We start from the raw sequence: 16,015 nt of genomic DNA, 5'->3' as shown, positions 1-16,015 counted from the left end.
CCGGTCCGCTGGTGGACCTCAATGGCAACTGGGTCCGCTACGAGGTCCTCATCAACAAGACCGAGTTCGACTACCTCTACAAGAACGAGCTGTACAACCTGGATGGCCAGATCGTCTACACGGCCAAGAATCCCATCCAGTTCCCCGCCAACGACGGCAAGAACGGACCCGGCTCGATGGAGATCAAGCTGGCCTGGAAGCAACTGGCCGGCACTGACGACCCCAGCCGCTTCTTCGTGCGCCAGGCAGAGGTAGTCCACTACGACGCCGGTTCGGACGGAGTGCAGAAGGCCGGCCGCACCACGACCGAGACGATGGGATTGGTGGGCATGCACATCGCCGTGCGCACCCAGTCCTCCCCCACCTGGGTGTGGGCCACCTTCGAGCACGTGGACAACGTCAACGCCAACCCGCTGGAGACCGACGGCAAGGGCCACCCGCGGCGCCCGAACTTCTACAACCCGGAGACGCCCGTCGCCCCCGTCAACCAGCTCCCGCCCAAGAACGCGCGCACCTCCCCGGGCGCGCCGCTCACCACGTGGGCGGAGAACCTCACCACCACGCCCACCCAGGTGCTCCAGGTGCTCCAGGTTCCCGGCGGCACCGAGGCCATCAACGCCAAGTACCAGGGCGATCTGAAGGACCAGGGCTCCGTCCTCCAGTACTACAAGCTCATCGGCACCCAGTGGCCCACCGCGCCCAACTTCCCGGCCTTCCCGGGCGGAATGCTCTTTGGCACCAACAACTCCTCGGCTCCCGAGAGCATCATCTACAAGACGCCGGGCAAGGTGGTGCCCACCTACCTCGTCAACTCCACCATGGAGACGTTCTTCCAGCTCGGCAACCAGACGGCCGGGCCGCTCGAGGAGGATGATCGGCTCCCGTCCGGCACCGTGAGCGACTCGCAGATCGTCTTCGGCACCGAGAGCTGCGTGGGCTGCCACTACTCCGCCGGCGCCGCCATTGGCTTCAAGACGGACCTCCAGGGTCGCCCGGTACTGGACGCCAATGGCAAGCGCATCCCCATCTTTGGCAAGAACGCCAACTCCGGCCTCACCGGCAGTGGCAACTACAGCTGGCTCCTGCAGATGCGTGCCCAGGCCAAGCCCTATAAGGCCGCCAACGCCGCGACCGCCCCGGTGAAGGTCTCTCAACCGACGCCCTAAACCCACTTCCCTCCAACCCACTCAACCCATCCCCCGGCTCTCTCAATCGCCATGAGCAAACCTCTTCCCAAACCCATCCAGCTCCCGACGCAGCGCGCCGCCACCACCAGCCTGGCCTCCGCTCCCGCCGACAGCTACAAGTTCGTCAACGTCAACGAGTTCACGCCCAACAACGAGGGCTGGACGTCGATCGGCAACATCGCCACCCACTCGCGCAACGGGAACGTCTTCACGCTCACCGCGGTGGAGAACGCCGTCTCGACCCAGATCTCCTTCCTGTCCGCCACCTGCTTCCGGGTGCGGTTCAACCCCGCTCCGAACTTCGACTACTCGGTGGAGACGTCGAGGGCGGTGGTCAACCGGAACCTGGGTCAGGTCAACCTGAACGTCCTCCAGGATGACGACCAGGCCATCGTGGTGGATACCGGGAAGATCAAGGTGGAGATCCAGCTCCAGCCCTACCGGATCCTCGTGTACCGGGGGAACCAGCTGATCAACGCCGATCCGCCGGGCAAGAACCTCGTCTACATCCCCGGCCAGGAGGTGATCGCCAACTTCAAGGTCTATCCCGGTGGCGCCCGCTACTTCGGCTTCGGGGAGAAGGCCGGGGTGAATTTGTTGAAGAACGAGCACACCATGACGTTCTTCAACTACGACAACTACATGTATTCGGCCGGCCACGTTCCCGCGAGCAACGAGGGCGGTCCGCTCAACGACAGCGAGGCACTGTACTGCTCGGTGCCGCTGCTGATGGAGAACAACCCCGCGCCCCCGTCCGAGGGGGACTACGCCGGCGACCCGTACAGCTACGGGCTCTTCTTCGACAATCCCGCCCAGTCGTACATCAACATCGGCACCAACGACTACTCGGACATGACGGGGAAGTACTACTTCGGCGCCCTGTACGGGGACATGGATTACTACTTCATGGCGGGTGACGACACCGCCGACGTGATCCAGCAATACACCACCCTCACCGGGCGGCCCCCGCTGCCGCCGAAGTACGTCTTTGGCTACCACCAGGGCTGCTACGGCTACTACGATCGCGACATCCTGGAGGGGGTGGCCGACGCGTACCGCGAAGCCCGGATTCCCATCGATGGGCTGCACATCGACGTGGACTTCCAGGACAACTACCGCACCTTCACCAGCAGCAAGAAGAAGTTCCCCGACGTGGCGGGGATGATGGCCGGCCTGCACAGCCGCGGGTTCAAGTGCAGCACCAACATCACCCCGCTGCTGACCGACAACGAGTACGACGAGAACGGCGACAACACGCCCTACACTCAACGGGACGCGCTGCTGTCCATCAATCCGACCGCGGGGCTCATCTACAACACCCGGGCCGGAGAGGGAATCAATGACCAGCTGTACCAGGGGCAGGTCAACTACGGCGTCAACAAGGGAAGCAATCCCTACCTCGCCTACCCCCCGCACCCGCAGGATGGCGGTTACGCGCTCAATGCGTATGGCAACTATCCGGACTTCGGTCGCGCGGACGTGCGCCAGGCCTGGGGGGAGCAGTACTCGTACCTCATCAAGGACGTAGGCCTGGACATGGTCTGGCAGGACATGACCTGCCCGGCCATCAAGGGCGCGGACTCGCCCGACAGCACCTTCCCGCTCGCGCTGGAGACGAACAACGGCACCGACTACGTGCCCAATGCGAAGATGCACAACGCCTACGTGCTGATGCTGCTCCAGGCCACCTGGGAGGGGGTGAACATCCTCCGTCCGGACAAGCGCAACTTCATCATCGCGCGCGGCGGTTACGCCGGCATGCAGCGCTACGCTGGCCTGTGGACGGGTGACTCCGCCTCGACCTGGGAATTCCTGCGAATCAACATCCCCGAGGTGCTCAACCTGGGCCTGTCCGGCATTCCCATCTCGGGCTGCGACATCGGCGGGTTCGCCAATCCGGACGGCGGCTCCGCCCGCCTGGAAGGAGAGCCGTTCCATGGCGCCAAGGTGGTGGGCGGAGTCACCGACTACGAGCTCCTCACCCGCTGGATGACGGTCGGCTCGTTCCTGCCCTGGTACCGCAACCACTACGACGGCTACAACAAGCAGTTCCAGGAGCCGTACGCCTACGGCGAGCCCGTCCCCACCAACTGCCGCAAGTTCGTGGAGCTGCGCTACCGCATGCTGCAGCTCTACTACGACGCCATGTACCAGGCGACGCAGACTGGCCTGCCGATCGCCCGGGCGCTCTTCCTCAACGATCCCCAGGATCCGCGAGTCTACGACTACCTGAATGATCAGTTCTTCATCGGCCGCGACTTCCTGGTGGCGCCGATCACCCAGCCGGGCACGGGCAATCCGCCGGTGGCCACCCGGTCCGTGTACCTGCCCGCCGGGAGCCAGTGGTACGCCTTCAAGGACAACCAGGCGCCGCTCGACGCGGCGGTGGAGGGCGGCACCCTGCTCGACAACTGGGTGGCGGCGCTCGACCAGGCCCCCATCTACGTCCGCGCCGGGGCCATCCTGCCCTTCCGCGAGCTGGAGCAGTACGTGGGCGAGCTGTCCGAGAACCCGCTCACCTTCAACATCTACCCGGGGCAGGACAGCACGTACTCGCTGTACCAGGATGACGGCGTCACCACCCAGGCCGAGCTCAATCAGACCTACCGGCTCACCGAGATCAGCCACCAGGGCATCTCCGGCGGCCAGAACGTCCGGGTGCAGCGCGTGTTCGACCAGTACACGCCTCCGGAGAAGTTCTACTACATCGCCCTGCTCGGGACCCGGGCGCCCTCCTCCATCACGCTCGACAACGCGGCGCTTCCCAACGTCGGGGATCCGGACAGTCTCGCCGCGTCCGACGGCAACGCCTACTACTGGAACGACAGCCTCCAGATCACCTTCATCAAGGTCTTCGACAACCAATCCGATCTCACGGTCACGGCGATGTACCTGTGACCCGATCGCTCCCCATACACACGAGGGTTTCCATGATTTCGCGACACGGACTCGGCAAAGCCGCCGCCATCTACTTCACCCACATCTGGACCCAACGGATCGAGGGTGAGCTCAAGCCGGGCAGCAAGCTCAGCATCTACTACGATCCGCACCGGATGCCGCTGGCTCCCAATTATCTCTTTGGGACTCCCGACCAGCCCATCACCGTGCACGTGAAGTTCTCCGAGAACGGCCCGGTGCACGACAAGGTGCTGTGGTCGCCCGCCGGCATCCTCCGGCACGTCGACAAGGATCCGACGGGCTACGGCTCGATGCTCTTCCAGGACTTCGTCATCCCCGCGGATGCCGAGGAGCTCGTCGTCTGGTTCGACTACCGGAGCAGCGACGGGCAGGTGCACTACGACAGCGACTACGGCCGGAACTTCCGGTTCCGGTTCCTGACCCGGGACGTCCGGGTGCACCCGGTGCCGTCGTCGGAGAACGGGAGCGCGCGCCAGCTCCGGCTCGCCGTCAACCCGCGGGCCACGCACGTCAGCGTGCGCTACCGCGTGCTCGAGAAGGGCGTTCCAAGCCACGTCCGGGAGGCGCCGCTCACGGACACCGGTGCCCGCGACTCGGAGGGCCATCGGATCTGGCTCCTCCCCAACTCCGTGCTCCCGAGCGGAGCGCCCGTGTTCTTCGACCTGGCCTACCATCTGAACGGCCACACCTACGTCGACGATAACAGTGGCAGGTCCTTCCGGAAGGAGTAACCCGGAAGGAGTCACCGCGGTCTCACCGCCGCCGTGCCCGCCTCCACGGGCGCGGCGGCACACCACGTGGAGTCACGACGACGGGGCTCGGGCCGTGCGCTCCCACGCCAATTCGAGCAGCCAGAGACTCATTGAGATGCATTTGCAGCACGGCGAAAGCCTGGTCGCCAGATCCGAGGGTGGATCGTCGGCCGAGTGCGCGCCCCACCCCGACCTGCCGCACGTCTACACCGTCGACGCGGGCAGGCTGGCCCCCGGCAAGCCGTTCCGGTACGTGGTGCGCCGCGCCGACGGGACCGAGAGAGCGGAGCGGTTCTTCGCCCACTCGCTCGAGCAGAGCGGGCCCGTGGACGTGTGGGAGGGGATCCGCGCCATCGGCCCCCGGTGGGGCGGGCACCTCGGCTACTTCCCGGTCTTCAAGACCATGCCGCCATCGACGTCCGTCCAGTAGACGCCCGTCGCGTCCACCAGGATGCCGAGTGGAGAGCCCCGGCTGGAGAGGGAGGCGATTGTCGTGGGCGTGCCGCCGTCGAGTCCCACCTTCATCACCGTGCCGCCAGCGTGCCCGTTCGTCCAGTAGACGTTCGTCCCATCCACCGTGAGCCACAGCGGAGACGTCTGGCCGGAGGCCAACGGGGTGGGAGTGCCGCCGTCGAGCGGCACCTTCATCACCGTGCCGTCGCCGCTGTTCGTCCAGTAGACGCTCGTCGCGTCCACCGCGATACCGGTCGGTTGGTTCTGCCCGGAGGCGAGCGGGGTGGGAGTGCCGCCGTTGAGCCCCACCTTCATCACCGTGCCATCGCCGCTGGCCGTCCAGTAGACGCTCGTCGCGTCCACCACGAGGCCGGTCGGTTGGTTCTGCCCGGAGGCGAGCGGGGTGCCATCATTGCCATAGAGATTCGCCTTCATCACCGTGCCATCGCCGCGGTTCGTCCAGAAGAGGTTCGCCTCGTTCACCGCGATACCGGTCGGTTGAGCCTGCCCGCGGACGACCGGCCAGGAATCTCTAGAATTAGAATCCCACTGCATCACCGTACCGTCGGTGGTGTTCGTCCAGTAGATGCTCCCCGTGTTTTTCGCGAGCTGGGCCGGCCCCTGCTGGCCGTAGCTCAGCAGCGTGAATCCCTTCTTCAGCTTCATGACCGTGCCGGACTCGGGGCTCACCCAATAGACACTCGTCGCGTCCACCGCGATGCCGCCCGGTCTGCCCAGCCCGCAGACAATCTGGGAGGCATTGCCGCCGTCGAGATCGGCTTTCCACACATGGCCGCCGTCGCAGTTGTCCGTCCAATAGATACTCGTCTCGTCCATCGCAATCCCCCACAGACCGGCCGAATAGACGGGGACATTGATCTCAGAGAGGTGGCCGGACTCCAGCCTGGCCAGCCCATCAGCCGCGTGCGTCCAGTAGACGCGCGTCGCGTCCACCGCGATATAGTAACAGTACAGTGCACCTTTGGAGGTGAGCGGGGTGGGATTGCCGCCATCGAGATCCGCCTTCATCACCGTGCCGTCATCGAAGTCCGACCAGTAGATGCTCGTCGCGTCCACGGCGATGCCCATCGTGCGGCCCCCGAAGGCAAGCTGGGCGGGATTGCCGCCGTCGAGCCCCATCTTCCACATTCCCGTGCTGTCACCGTTGTTGGACCAGTAGATGCTCGTCGCGTCCACCGCGAGAGCCGCCGGACCGCGCTGTCCGGAGGCGAGCGGGATGGGAGTGCCGCCATCGAGTCCCATCTTCATGACCGTGCCGTCATCGGTGTTCGTCCAGTAGAGGCTCGTCGCATCCACCGCGAGCCCGTTCGGCGTCTTCTGCCCGGAAGCAAGCGTCACCGCCACACCGTCCGTCCACGCCTGGGTCTTCTGGTTCGCCTCGGCGACAATGATCGCGGGTACCGGTGGCGAGTAGCCCTCCACGACGCCAACGGTTTGGGACAACTGCGTGCCGGGGCCGGTGGTGAGAGCGATGGGCGAGCGTTGGTCGAAGTAGAGGAGGGAGACCCCTTGCAGGAGCGGATGGGCATTGGGTGCGAGCTTCTTGACCCCCACGAATGGCTTGAGCCCGTCCTTCAAGGCAATGTCGAAATGACTCAGGAAGGTGTTCCAGCCCGAGCTCTCCTCGAGGCTCGCTCCTCCGGCGATGTAGACGCAGCCTCCTGCATTGACGTAGTCGATGAGCGCGTTGTTATCCACCTGGGTTCGGGACAGGAAGACGCCGTCGTACTTCGCGAGGAAGCCCGGCAGGTTTTCGGGAGGGGACGGCTGATAATCGAGCTGGCCGCCATTGCGTGTGACCGTGTCCTTGAAGGCGTCCGACAGGAACGTGTCATCCTCGTCGATATTGACGAACGTGCCTCCCCGCCCTCCCTTGAACCAGGTCAGGATATTGGTCACGAAGGTGTCGGTGTCGACGCCCTGCGAATAGGCCATCTCGCTCGTGGTCTGAGCGTCACAGATGACGATGACCTTGCCCCCCTGCTTCTGCGTTTGTGTCTGTACCTGCGCCATTTCCGGTCTCCGTACATGAATCGTGTATCGAACGCGCTCATACGGCCCGTGCGCATGCCGCATGGTCGTTTATCCGCATCAAGCTGGCGAGAAATGCGTCCGCGCGCTCCAACACGTCAACCGACACGTCAGGACCCCACCTCCACCGCTCCGAAGTGGCGCGGGGGGAATCGGGCGCCAGACTCGTGGGGTGAAGCCGGCGCGAGGCTCCTGAGCAACGACACGCGCAGCTTCGAGGAAGTCATGCGGCAGATGGGTTACCTGTCCGCGAAGAGCTTCGCCTACTCCTCGCTGGGCAGGCTCATGCTGCGGCTGGTCCTCGGGGACGCCCGACGACTGCTCGACACCCTCCCCTCGGCCCACCGCCTGACCACCAGCGCGGGGGAGTGCAAGGTCCGATGGACGGGGCACACTTCAAGGTGCCTTCGAGACGGCGAGGCTCCGCGGATTCACTGTGCGTGCGTGGCCGACGCCCTCGCTGGACAACGAATACGAACTTTCCTGGGAATGACGGTCAGTCCCGGGGAGACGAGATGCCGCACGGGTGCGTCCCCGGTGAGCCCCCTCTTACGGGCGACCTGGACAACCGCTAGGCTAGAGGTGGGGGGAAGCCGATTCACCCAGAAGGGGAGATACTGATGGAAAACCAGTCTCTCACCACCCCACCCCCGCCCGGACCCACTGGCTCGGACGAGGAGTTGCAATGGAGGCTGTCCCTCATCGCGACGGAGAACCTGCGCGGGGTGGTGTTCAACAGCGTCCTGGAAGTGGTGCGACAGTTGGGAGACGAGCACGCGGTGGATCGCTGCCTTCAAGTGGCCGGCGAGCCGCGATTCATGGACTTCTTCAACTACCCCTTCAACTCGCTCATCAAGATGACCTACACCGCCGCGTGGCTCCTCGGTGACAAGTACGGGGGCTTCGACAAGGCGGTGTGGCACATGGGCCACCAGGCGGCGTCGAGCTTCTACTCGTCCGCGGCTGGCCGGGCGGTGCTGCTGCTGGGGCGTGGAGCGCCGGCGCGGTTGCTCGACACCCTCGTCTCCGCCTTTCAGATGACCTGGAAGGACGTGGAGGTGTCGGCCCAGTTGACCGGGCCCAGGAGCGCCATCCTCACCTACAACCGCGACTTCCTCCCCCGCCCCTATACGGAGGGAGGGCTGGTGGCCACGTTCGACGCCGCCAAGATCCGGGGCATCAAGATCCACTCGCGTCCGACGGGGCCGCTCGACACCGAGTACGAGCTGTACTGGGAGTGAGGGCCCCGCCCGCGAGGAGCGGAGCCCTCGGGCCCTGCCCTACTGCTGTGCCATGAAGAGGCCGGCGGCCCGGAGCAACCGAAGGGCGGCCAGCGACGTCTGAAGACGCTCGGAGATGGCGCCCACCTCGGCGTTCGTCAGCGCGGCGTTGGCGTCCGCCACCTCCAGGTACGTGGCCACGCCCGCCTTGAAGCTGATCTCCGTGAGGCGTTGCGTCTCACGCGCCAGCGACAGCGCCTCCTCGGCCTTGGACAGGTTGGCCCGGGCGTTCTCGACCTCCAGCCGGGCGCGAGCCACCTCCTCCGTGACGCGCGACTCGGCCTGCTTCTGCTGGGCCGAGGCCTCGGCCACCCGGGCGGACTCCTCGCGCAGGTTGATCTCCCGGGTGCCGCCGTCCCAGAGCGTCCACTGCGCGCCCACCGTCAGGGCCCACGAGTCGTTCTGTCCCGTGAAACCCCCGGCGTTGCTCAAGCGGTAGACGCCGGTAAAGCCCACCGAGGGCGCGTACGAGTACCAGACGCCCTGCCGGCGGCCCAATGCCAGGTCCAGGTTGCGCCGCGCGGCGGCCACGTCCGGCCGCTGCTCCAGGGCCTTCTGGGTGAGGTCCTCCTCCGCCGGCGGCACCTCGGGCACCGGCGGCAGCTCCAGTGAGAACTCCGCGTCCCGTTGGATGAGCGTGGCGAGCCCCAGCCGCGAGGAGGCGAAGGCATTGCGAGCCCGCACCAGATCCTGCTCGGCACGCGCCCGGTCGAGCTTCGCCCGGAGGAGGGCCACCCGCGTCACCGTGCCCGCGTCGAAACGCCTCTGCGTGTCCGCCTCGCGCGCCGTGTTCACCTCCAGCAGGAACTGGGCGGCGCGGATGGCCTCCTGGTAGCTCGCGGCGCCGAAGTAGGACTGGGCCACGGCGAAGAGGATCTCCCGCCGCGCGTTCTCCGTGTTCAGCTCCGCCACGTCCTCGGCGATGCCGGCGTTGCGGATGGCGGGAATCAGCGCCGGGGCGAGGAGCGCCTGCCGCACCTCCGCCTGGGCGCCGAACTGGTTGTACGGCTGGATGACGATCTCCGGGCCCCCCGGCAACGCCACGACCGCTTCGTCGGAGTTGCGCGTGTAGGAGCCTCCCACCGAGACCGTGGGCAGGTAGGCGGCCCACGCCCGGCGGGACAGCAGCTGCGCCTGCTGGAGACGGGCGCGTGCCACCTTCAAATCGAGGTTGTTCTGGCGCGCGGCCTCGAGGGCCTGGTCCAGGGTGAGCACCGGCGGGGTCGCCGCGGCGGCGCTCACGGTCAACGTCACCGCGAGCAGGGCGATCATGCTGCCTCCGAGTCGTGCGCGGGCCGCAGCTCGGCCAGCGTGTCCCCGCCATAGGCGCGAGCCACCTCGGCCTCGCCCGTCTCCTCGGGCGAGCGCTTCGAGCCGAACTTCCGGGAGAACCACGCCGAGGCATCATCCAGCAGCGAGTAGGCCACCGGCGTCACCAGCAGGGTGAGCACCAGCGAGAGCGTCTGGCCACCCACCACCACGCCGGCCGTGGCCTGGTTGAAGCTCGCGCCCACGCCCTTGGACATGAGGAGCGGAATCATGCCCGCCACGAAGGACAGCGTGGTCATGAGGATGGGCCGCAGACGATCCTTGCTTCCGTGGACGATGGCCTCCAGCCTCGGCAGGCCCTCGCGCCGCAGCTGGTTGGTGTGGACGATCTGGAGAATCGAGTTCTTCTTCACCACCCCGAAGAGCACCAGCAGGCCGAGCATCGAGTAGAGGTCGAGCGACTGCTTGAAGATGAGCAGCGACACCAGCGCGAAGGGCACGGTGAGCGGCAGGGACAGGAGGATGGTGATGGGGTGGATCCACGACTCGAACTGCGCGGCGAGGATCAGGTACATGAAGACGAAGGCCAGCGCGAAGGCCATGAGGAAGTTCACGGCCGTGCGGGCGATCTCGCGGGACTGACCCGCGGGCCTCGCCGCGTAACCGGCCGGCAGCTTCGTCTCCTCGATGATCGTGTTGAACTGCTCCACGATCGTCCCCGTACTCACGCCGGGAGCGGTGTTGGCCGACAGCATGATCTGCCGCTGACGGTTCATGCGGTTGATCTGCGAGGGGCCCTCCTCTTCCTGCAGCCGCACCACGTCCGTCAGGGGCACGGAGCCGAGCCGCAGGGAAGGCACGCTCACCTGGGAGAGGGCCTCCACGCTGTTGCGAGCGCCCGGCTCGGCGCGCAGCCGCACGTCATACAGGTTGCCGTTCTCCACGTAGGTGGACACATCGAGGCCGCCCACCAGCATCTGCATCGTGCTGGCCACGTCGGGCACCTGCACGCCCAGATCCGCGGCGCGCGAGCGATCCAGGTACGCGCTCACCTCGGGTTTGCCGATGACGAGGTTGCTGTCCGCGTCCACCACGCCGGGGATCTGCTTCAGCTTGTCCAGCAGCAGGGTGGACTGCCTGGACAGCTCGTCGAAGTCGGGGCCCGTCACCACGTACTGGACGGCCGCCTGCGTGCCGCCGCCGCTGAAGAGGGGCGCGTCGGACACGCTCACCCGGTACTGCTTGGGCAGCTTGGACGTAATCTCCCGGCGCACCCGGTCCATGATGTCTTGCTGGGAATCCGTGCGCTTGTCGGGGTCGACGATCTTCACGAAGATGCCGGCCACGTTGGAGGCCCGATCCGTGTTGTCACCGATGGTGACGAGCGTGGAGGTGGTCTCCGGCACCTTCTCGCGGATGTCCCGCGCCAGGCGCTCGGACGTCAGGAGGGTGGAATTGAGGCTCGTGCCCTCCGGCATGCGCAGCGTCACCTGGAACTGGGCCTCGTCGCTCTTGGGGAGGAAGCCCTTGGGCACGTTCATGAACAGCGGGCCGCAGGAGCCCAGCGTCACCACGGACGCCACGACGGCCACCCAGCGGTGCGCCATCACCCAGCGCAGGGAGCGCTCGTAGGCCCGCTCCAGCGGCAGGTAGACCACGTCCGTGACGCGCTCGAGCAGCGGCTTGCGACCGTGGCCATGGTCCGGCCCGGATGAGCCGCCCACCAGCCAGCGCGCGCACAGCATGGGCGTGAGGGTGAAGGACACCAGCAGCGACACGCCGATGGAGAAGGCCATCGTCCAGCCGAAGCTGCTCAAGAAGCGCCCGGGGATGCCGCCCATGAAGGCCACCGGGAGGAACACCGCGATGAGCGACAGCGTGGTCGCGAGCACCGCGAGGCCGATCTCCTTGGTGGCCAGGATGGCGGCCGGGAAGGGCTTGAGCTTCTTCTCGTGGATGAAGCGGTGGATGTTCTCCAGCACCACGATGGCGTCGTCGATGACGATGCCCACCGCCAGCGCGAGCGCCAGCAGGCTGATGGTGTTGAGGTTGAGGCCCGTGGCCTGCATCAGCGCGAAGGTGCCGATGATGGAGGTGGGAATGGCGAGCGCGGCGATGAGGGTGCTGCGCCAGCTGCCGAGGAACAGCAGCACCACCAGCGCGGCGAAGACGCCACCCAGCGCGAGGTGCTCCTTCACCGCGTTCACGCTGGTGAGGGTGGTCTCCGAGTTGTCACGCACCACCTCCAGCGAGTAGCCCGCCGGCAGCGTCTGGTTCAGCTCACCCAGGCGGCGGCGCACCTCCTTCACCAGGGCCACGGTGTTCTCACCGGACTGCTTGCGGATGGACAGGAGCACCGCGGCCTTGCCGTCGCGCACGGCCGCCGTCTCCGCCTCCACCTCGCCGTCCTCCACCCGCGCCACGTCCTGCACGCGCAGGATGTGGCCGTTGTTCTCGCGCAGCACGAGCTGGCCCAGTTCCTCCACGCTGGACACGCGCCCGCGCAGGCGCAGGGTGAGGCGCTCCGGGCCCGTCTCGATGGTGCCGCCGGGCAGCGACATGTTCTGCCCCGCCAGCGCGCGCTGCACCTCGGCCGCGCCCACGCCCGCCGCCCGCATCCTCACCGGGTCCATCCACACGTTCACCTGGCGCTTGCGGCCGCCGACGAGCGCCACCTGACCCACGCCCGGCACCGTCTCCAGCTTCCGGCGCAGCACGCGGTCCGCGTACTCGGTGATCTCCCGCACCGGCCGATCCGCCTGGACCGACAGGATGATGACCGGCACGGCGTCCGGGTCGAACTTCTGCACCAGCGGCGTCTCCGCGTCGCGCGGCAGCTGGTAGGTGATCTGGTTGATGCGGTCGCGCACCTCCTGCACGGCCACGTCGACGTTCTTCTCCAGGACGAACGTGATGATGACCTGGCTGACGCCCTCCGCGGTGATGGAGGACATCTCGTCGATACCGGAGATGGTGTTGACCGCCTCCTCGACCTTCTCGGTGACGTCCGTCTCCATCTCCTCGGGAGAGGAGCCCGGCAGGCGCGTCACCACCACCACCGTGGGGAAGTCGAGCTTGGGGAAGCGATCGACGCTGAGCTTCACGTACCCGGCGATGCCGAGCACGCAGATCAACAGGATGAGCACCGACGCGAAGACGGGCTTACGGACACAGATACTCGCGAGCCATTGCATGTGGGGAGTCCTCGCCTACTGAAGCTTCTGGCCGTCGCGCAGGTCTTCCCGCGCCACCGCCACCACGCGCTCGCCCACGCGCACGCCCGCCATCACTCCGACGGCGTCGCCCGAGGACTCGCTCACCTGGACGACCCGCTCCTCCAGCCGGCCGTCACTCACCACGAAGACCTTGCGCTGAGCGCCATCACCCAGCACCGCCGAGCGCGGCACCACCGGCAGCGGCAGCTCGCCCAGCTGCACCTTCGCCGTGGCGAACTGACCCGGCAGCATCGAGCGCTCCTTGTTGGGGATGAGCGCCTCCACCACGAGATCCCGGCTGCCCCGACGCAGGCCCGCGCCCACGAAGGACACCTTCGCCTTGTGCACCACCTTGGGCGCCGCCGTCAGGGTGAACTCCACCGGCAGATCCTTCTGGATGAAGGCCGCCGAGGACTCCGGCACCGTGAGCTCCAGGCGCAGCGGATCCAACGACACCAGCGTCACCACCTTGGAGTCCTGGCGGACGTACTCGCCCACCGACACCACGCGCTCGGCCACCACGCCATCGAAGGGGGCGCGGATGGTGGCGTCCGTCGCGCCGATCTCCAGCAGCGTCATGCGCGCGGTGGTGGCGGCGGCCTGGGCCATGGCGTTGCGGCACTGGGCCTGGGCGCGATCATGCTCGGCGGAGGAGACGGAACCGCTCTCGAAGAGCTTCTGGTTGCGCTCGCACTCGGCGTTGGCCAGCTCCTGCTGCGACTTGACCAGGGCCAGCTGGGCACGGGCCTCCTCGAGGCTCGCCGAGGCCGCGCGGGCATCCAGCTTCACCAGCACGTCGCCCTTGCGCACCACGGAGCCACGCTCGACGTGGACGGACAGCACCTTGCCCATCGCGCCCGCCGCCACGTCCGAGTCCTCGTTGGCCGACAGGGTGCCGGTGAGCGTCAGGTAGCGCGGCACCTTCGCCTCGCCCACCTCCACCGTCTCCGCCTTCACCGCGAGCTCCGGCGTCGAGGCCTGCTGCGCCCCGCCCTTGCTCTGCGCCGCGTCCACGCGCGAACCACAGCCGCTGCCCAGCGCCAGCACCAGCCCACCCACCACCAGATGTCGATGAAACTTCCACATGCCCGTACTCCCGTGCGCCTGGGCCCCTCTGAGAGGGGTCGCCCCCTGGCCCGAGATAAGTTAGTGACCGCAAACTAACTAACCCGGGGGTGGGGGGAAATGTCAAGCACAGGATGGGGGAGTCAGGCAGGCGTCGCGGGGGGTTGCGTGTAGGCAGGAAATCGTGGCGGCGCTCAAGCCTCCGGGGTCGGCAGCGGGCGCTGCTCCGCCTTGGGCGCGGCGTAGCGCCAGAAGGCGGGCAGCAGGAAGCCGCACAGGACGACGCCCACCACGCACAACACGCCCCCCGAGATGACGGACATCCGCGTCGAGGTGAGCGTGGCGACCCAACCGGCCCGGGCGTTGCCGATGAGGGGGCCGGTCATGTAGCTGATCATCTCGATGCCGGCCATGCGCCCGCGCAGCTCGTTGGGAATGGTCTCGTTCCAGATGACACCCCGGAACAGCCCGCTCACCATGTCGGCAGCCCCGGCCAGTCCCAGGAAGAAGAGGGCGAGCGGCAGGTTGGGCGCGAAGCCGAAGCCCAGCACGGCCAGGCCCCAGAGGGCCGCCGCCACCACGACCGCGGCCCCCCGGCGGCGGACCCGGGCCGTCCAGCCGCTGAAGGTCGTCATGACCAGGCTGCCCACCGACATCGCGGAGAAGAGGGCCCCGGCCACCGCCGCCCCACCCCACTGCTCGGCCATCGCTGGGAACAGGGCCGTGGGGAAGGCGAACGTCATCGCCACGATGTCCACCACGTAGGTGCCGATGAGCTCCGGCCGCTTCATCGCGTAGCGCAGCCCCTCGAGGATGAGGCCGAGCCCGGACTCCCGGGACGACTCGGGTGGCGGCATCCGCTCCATCATCCACAGCGCCCCGAGCGAGACGGTGAACGAGACCAGGTCCACGACGTAGGCCATCTTCGTCCCGGCCACCGCGATGAGGAGCCCTCCGAGCGCGGGCCCCGCCACCGCGCCCACGCTGTAGCGCAGGGAGCCCAACGCGGCGACGGAGGGCAGGTCCTCCACCCGGACGAGCTTCTGGGTCATCGCGTCCATCGCCGGGCGGTGGAACCCATTCACCGTCTGCATGAGCGCGGCGAGGATGAAGATGAACCAGAGACTCGGCTGGGGCAGTGCCGCGTTGAGGGCCAGTCCCAGCGCCCCGAGGGCCAGGAGCGCCTCGGAGACGAGCAGCAGCTTGCGGCGGTCCATCGTGTCGGCCACCGAGCCGCCGACAAGCCCGAAGATCAGGACCGGCACGAGCTGCACCGTGCCCAGCAGTCCCACCATCAGGTTCGACTTCGTGAGCTCGTACACCTGATAGGGCACGGCCACGTAGGTGATCATGCTCCCCAGGAACGAGACGAGCTGCCCGAGGAACAGCAGGCGGAAGTCGCGGTACCTGCGCAGGGGCGTCAGATCAATCAGCATGGGTCCCCGCTGGACCAGTCACGTCCTTGAATTTCGCGCCGGTGATGCCCACGAGCTCCAGGGCCATCTTGACGTCCTCGGAGACGATGAGAGCCGTGGTCCAGCCCCAGGTCCGGAACACCTTGGCGTCGCCCACCCGGGTGGGATCGATGCGCATGCCGTAGAACCCCTCCTCGAATCGCGCGGGCTCTCCTCTCATCAGAAGCGAGGGCAGGACCTTCGCCAACGCCGTGAGTTCGTCGATGAGCACCGCCCGGCACTGCTGGATGCTGCCACGGTCCAACGTCGCCTCGTTCAACCGCCTGTAGACTTCCTCATGGTACTCCCGCGGGTGAGGTCCCTTGTGACCGTTGACTCGGACCTTGTTCGCCGGGTCATCCAGGGACA

12 protein-coding genes are annotated in these 16,015 nt (G+C 67.1%); 6 read left to right on the top strand and 6 right to left on the bottom strand.

Going from position 1 to position 16,015, the window contains the following annotated elements:
- From VF794_RS26120 to VF794_RS26105, 4 genes are all read left to right on the top strand, one after another.
- Positions 1-1,166: hypothetical protein (locus tag VF794_RS26120; RefSeq protein ID WP_331114980.1), on the top strand; the 1,166-nt coding region annotated here is incomplete at its 5' end.
- A 51-nt stretch (positions 1,167-1,217) separates the two neighbouring features.
- Positions 1,218-4,085 (top strand): TIM-barrel domain-containing protein, encoded by a 2,868-nt coding sequence (locus VF794_RS26115; RefSeq protein WP_331114978.1) that lies wholly within the window; start codon positions 1,218-1,220, stop codon positions 4,083-4,085.
- A 32-nt stretch (positions 4,086-4,117) separates the two neighbouring features.
- Positions 4,118-4,837 carry a DUF6209 family protein gene (locus tag VF794_RS26110; protein ID WP_331114976.1) on the top strand — a complete coding sequence of 240 codons (720 nt, stop codon included), beginning with the start codon at positions 4,118-4,120 and terminating at the stop codon, positions 4,835-4,837.
- A gap of 142 nt (positions 4,838-4,979) precedes the next feature.
- Positions 4,980-5,288, top strand: a complete 309-nt coding sequence (locus VF794_RS26105; protein WP_331114974.1) for a hypothetical protein — start codon at positions 4,980-4,982, stop codon at positions 5,286-5,288.
- Here VF794_RS26105 and VF794_RS26100 read toward each other — a convergent pair.
- A complete protein-coding gene (locus tag VF794_RS26100) occupies positions 5,240-7,345 on the bottom strand; it encodes a DUF5050 domain-containing protein (protein ID WP_331114973.1) in 2,106 nt (701 codons plus the stop codon). The genes VF794_RS26105 and VF794_RS26100 overlap by 49 nt on opposite strands.
- Before the next feature lie 15 nt (positions 7,346-7,360).
- Between VF794_RS26100 and VF794_RS41780 the strand changes: the two genes are divergently transcribed.
- Together VF794_RS41780 and VF794_RS26095 are read left to right on the top strand one after the other, a co-directional pair.
- Positions 7,361-7,984: a TIGR02265 family protein gene (locus tag VF794_RS41780; protein WP_414640953.1), complete on the top strand. Its 624-nt coding sequence runs from the start codon at positions 7,361-7,363 to the stop codon at positions 7,982-7,984.
- Entirely contained in the window at positions 7,984-8,604 is a 621-nt protein-coding gene (locus VF794_RS26095; RefSeq protein WP_331114971.1) for a TIGR02265 family protein, read from the top strand. Before VF794_RS41780 ends, VF794_RS26095 begins: the two co-directional genes overlap by 1 nt.
- Positions 8,605-8,643: 39 nt before the next feature.
- Here the strand turns inward: VF794_RS26095 and VF794_RS26090 are convergent, their stop codons facing one another.
- The 5 genes from VF794_RS26090 to VF794_RS26070 all read right to left on the bottom strand — a co-directional run.
- Complete coding sequence (locus tag VF794_RS26090; RefSeq protein ID WP_331114969.1) at positions 8,644-9,915, bottom strand: TolC family protein; 1,272 nt, start codon at positions 9,913-9,915, stop codon at positions 8,644-8,646.
- A complete protein-coding gene (locus VF794_RS26085) occupies positions 9,912-13,106 on the bottom strand; it encodes an efflux RND transporter permease subunit (protein WP_331114967.1) in 3,195 nt (1,064 codons plus the stop codon). Before VF794_RS26085 ends, VF794_RS26090 begins: the two co-directional genes overlap by 4 nt.
- Before the next feature lie 15 nt (positions 13,107-13,121).
- Entirely contained in the window at positions 13,122-14,213 is a 1,092-nt protein-coding gene (locus VF794_RS26080) for an efflux RND transporter periplasmic adaptor subunit (protein WP_331114965.1), read from the bottom strand.
- 173 nt (positions 14,214-14,386) lie between these two features.
- Positions 14,387-15,628: an MFS transporter gene (locus VF794_RS26075; protein ID WP_331114963.1), complete on the bottom strand. Its 1,242-nt coding sequence runs from the start codon at positions 15,626-15,628 to the stop codon at positions 14,387-14,389.
- Positions 15,618-16,015: AHH domain-containing protein (locus VF794_RS26070; protein WP_331114962.1), on the bottom strand; the 398-nt coding region annotated here is incomplete at its 5' end. The genes VF794_RS26075 and VF794_RS26070, both read right to left, overlap by 11 nt.

The sequence above is a fragment of the Archangium sp. genome, from assembly GCF_036389735.1.
Taxonomy (GTDB): Bacteria; Myxococcota; Myxococcia; order Myxococcales; family Myxococcaceae; genus Archangium.
Note: the sequence above shows the minus strand (reverse complement) of the source record. Positions and strands in the feature narration are given on the sequence as shown.

Coding starts and splice junctions, on each gene's coding strand:
- VF794_RS26085 (WP_331114967.1), bottom strand. CDS start 13,106: ATGCAATGGCTCGCGAGTATCTGTGTCCGTAAGCCCGTCTTCGCGTCG.
- VF794_RS26075 (WP_331114963.1), bottom strand. CDS start 15,628: ATGCTGATTGATCTGACGCCCCTGCGCAGGTACCGCGACTTCCGCCTG.
- VF794_RS26115 (WP_331114978.1), top strand. CDS start 1,218: ATGAGCAAACCTCTTCCCAAACCCATCCAGCTCCCGACGCAGCGCGCC.
- VF794_RS26100 (WP_331114973.1), bottom strand. CDS start 7,345: ATGGCGCAGGTACAGACACAAACGCAGAAGCAGGGGGGCAAGGTCATC.
- VF794_RS26090 (WP_331114969.1), bottom strand. CDS start 9,915: ATGATCGCCCTGCTCGCGGTGACGTTGACCGTGAGCGCCGCCGCGGCG.
- VF794_RS26110 (WP_331114976.1), top strand. CDS start 4,118: ATGATTTCGCGACACGGACTCGGCAAAGCCGCCGCCATCTACTTCACC.
- VF794_RS41780 (WP_414640953.1), top strand. CDS start 7,361: ATGAATCGTGTATCGAACGCGCTCATACGGCCCGTGCGCATGCCGCAT.
- VF794_RS26080 (WP_331114965.1), bottom strand. CDS start 14,213: ATGTGGAAGTTTCATCGACATCTGGTGGTGGGTGGGCTGGTGCTGGCG.
- VF794_RS26095 (WP_331114971.1), top strand. CDS start 7,984: ATGGAAAACCAGTCTCTCACCACCCCACCCCCGCCCGGACCCACTGGC.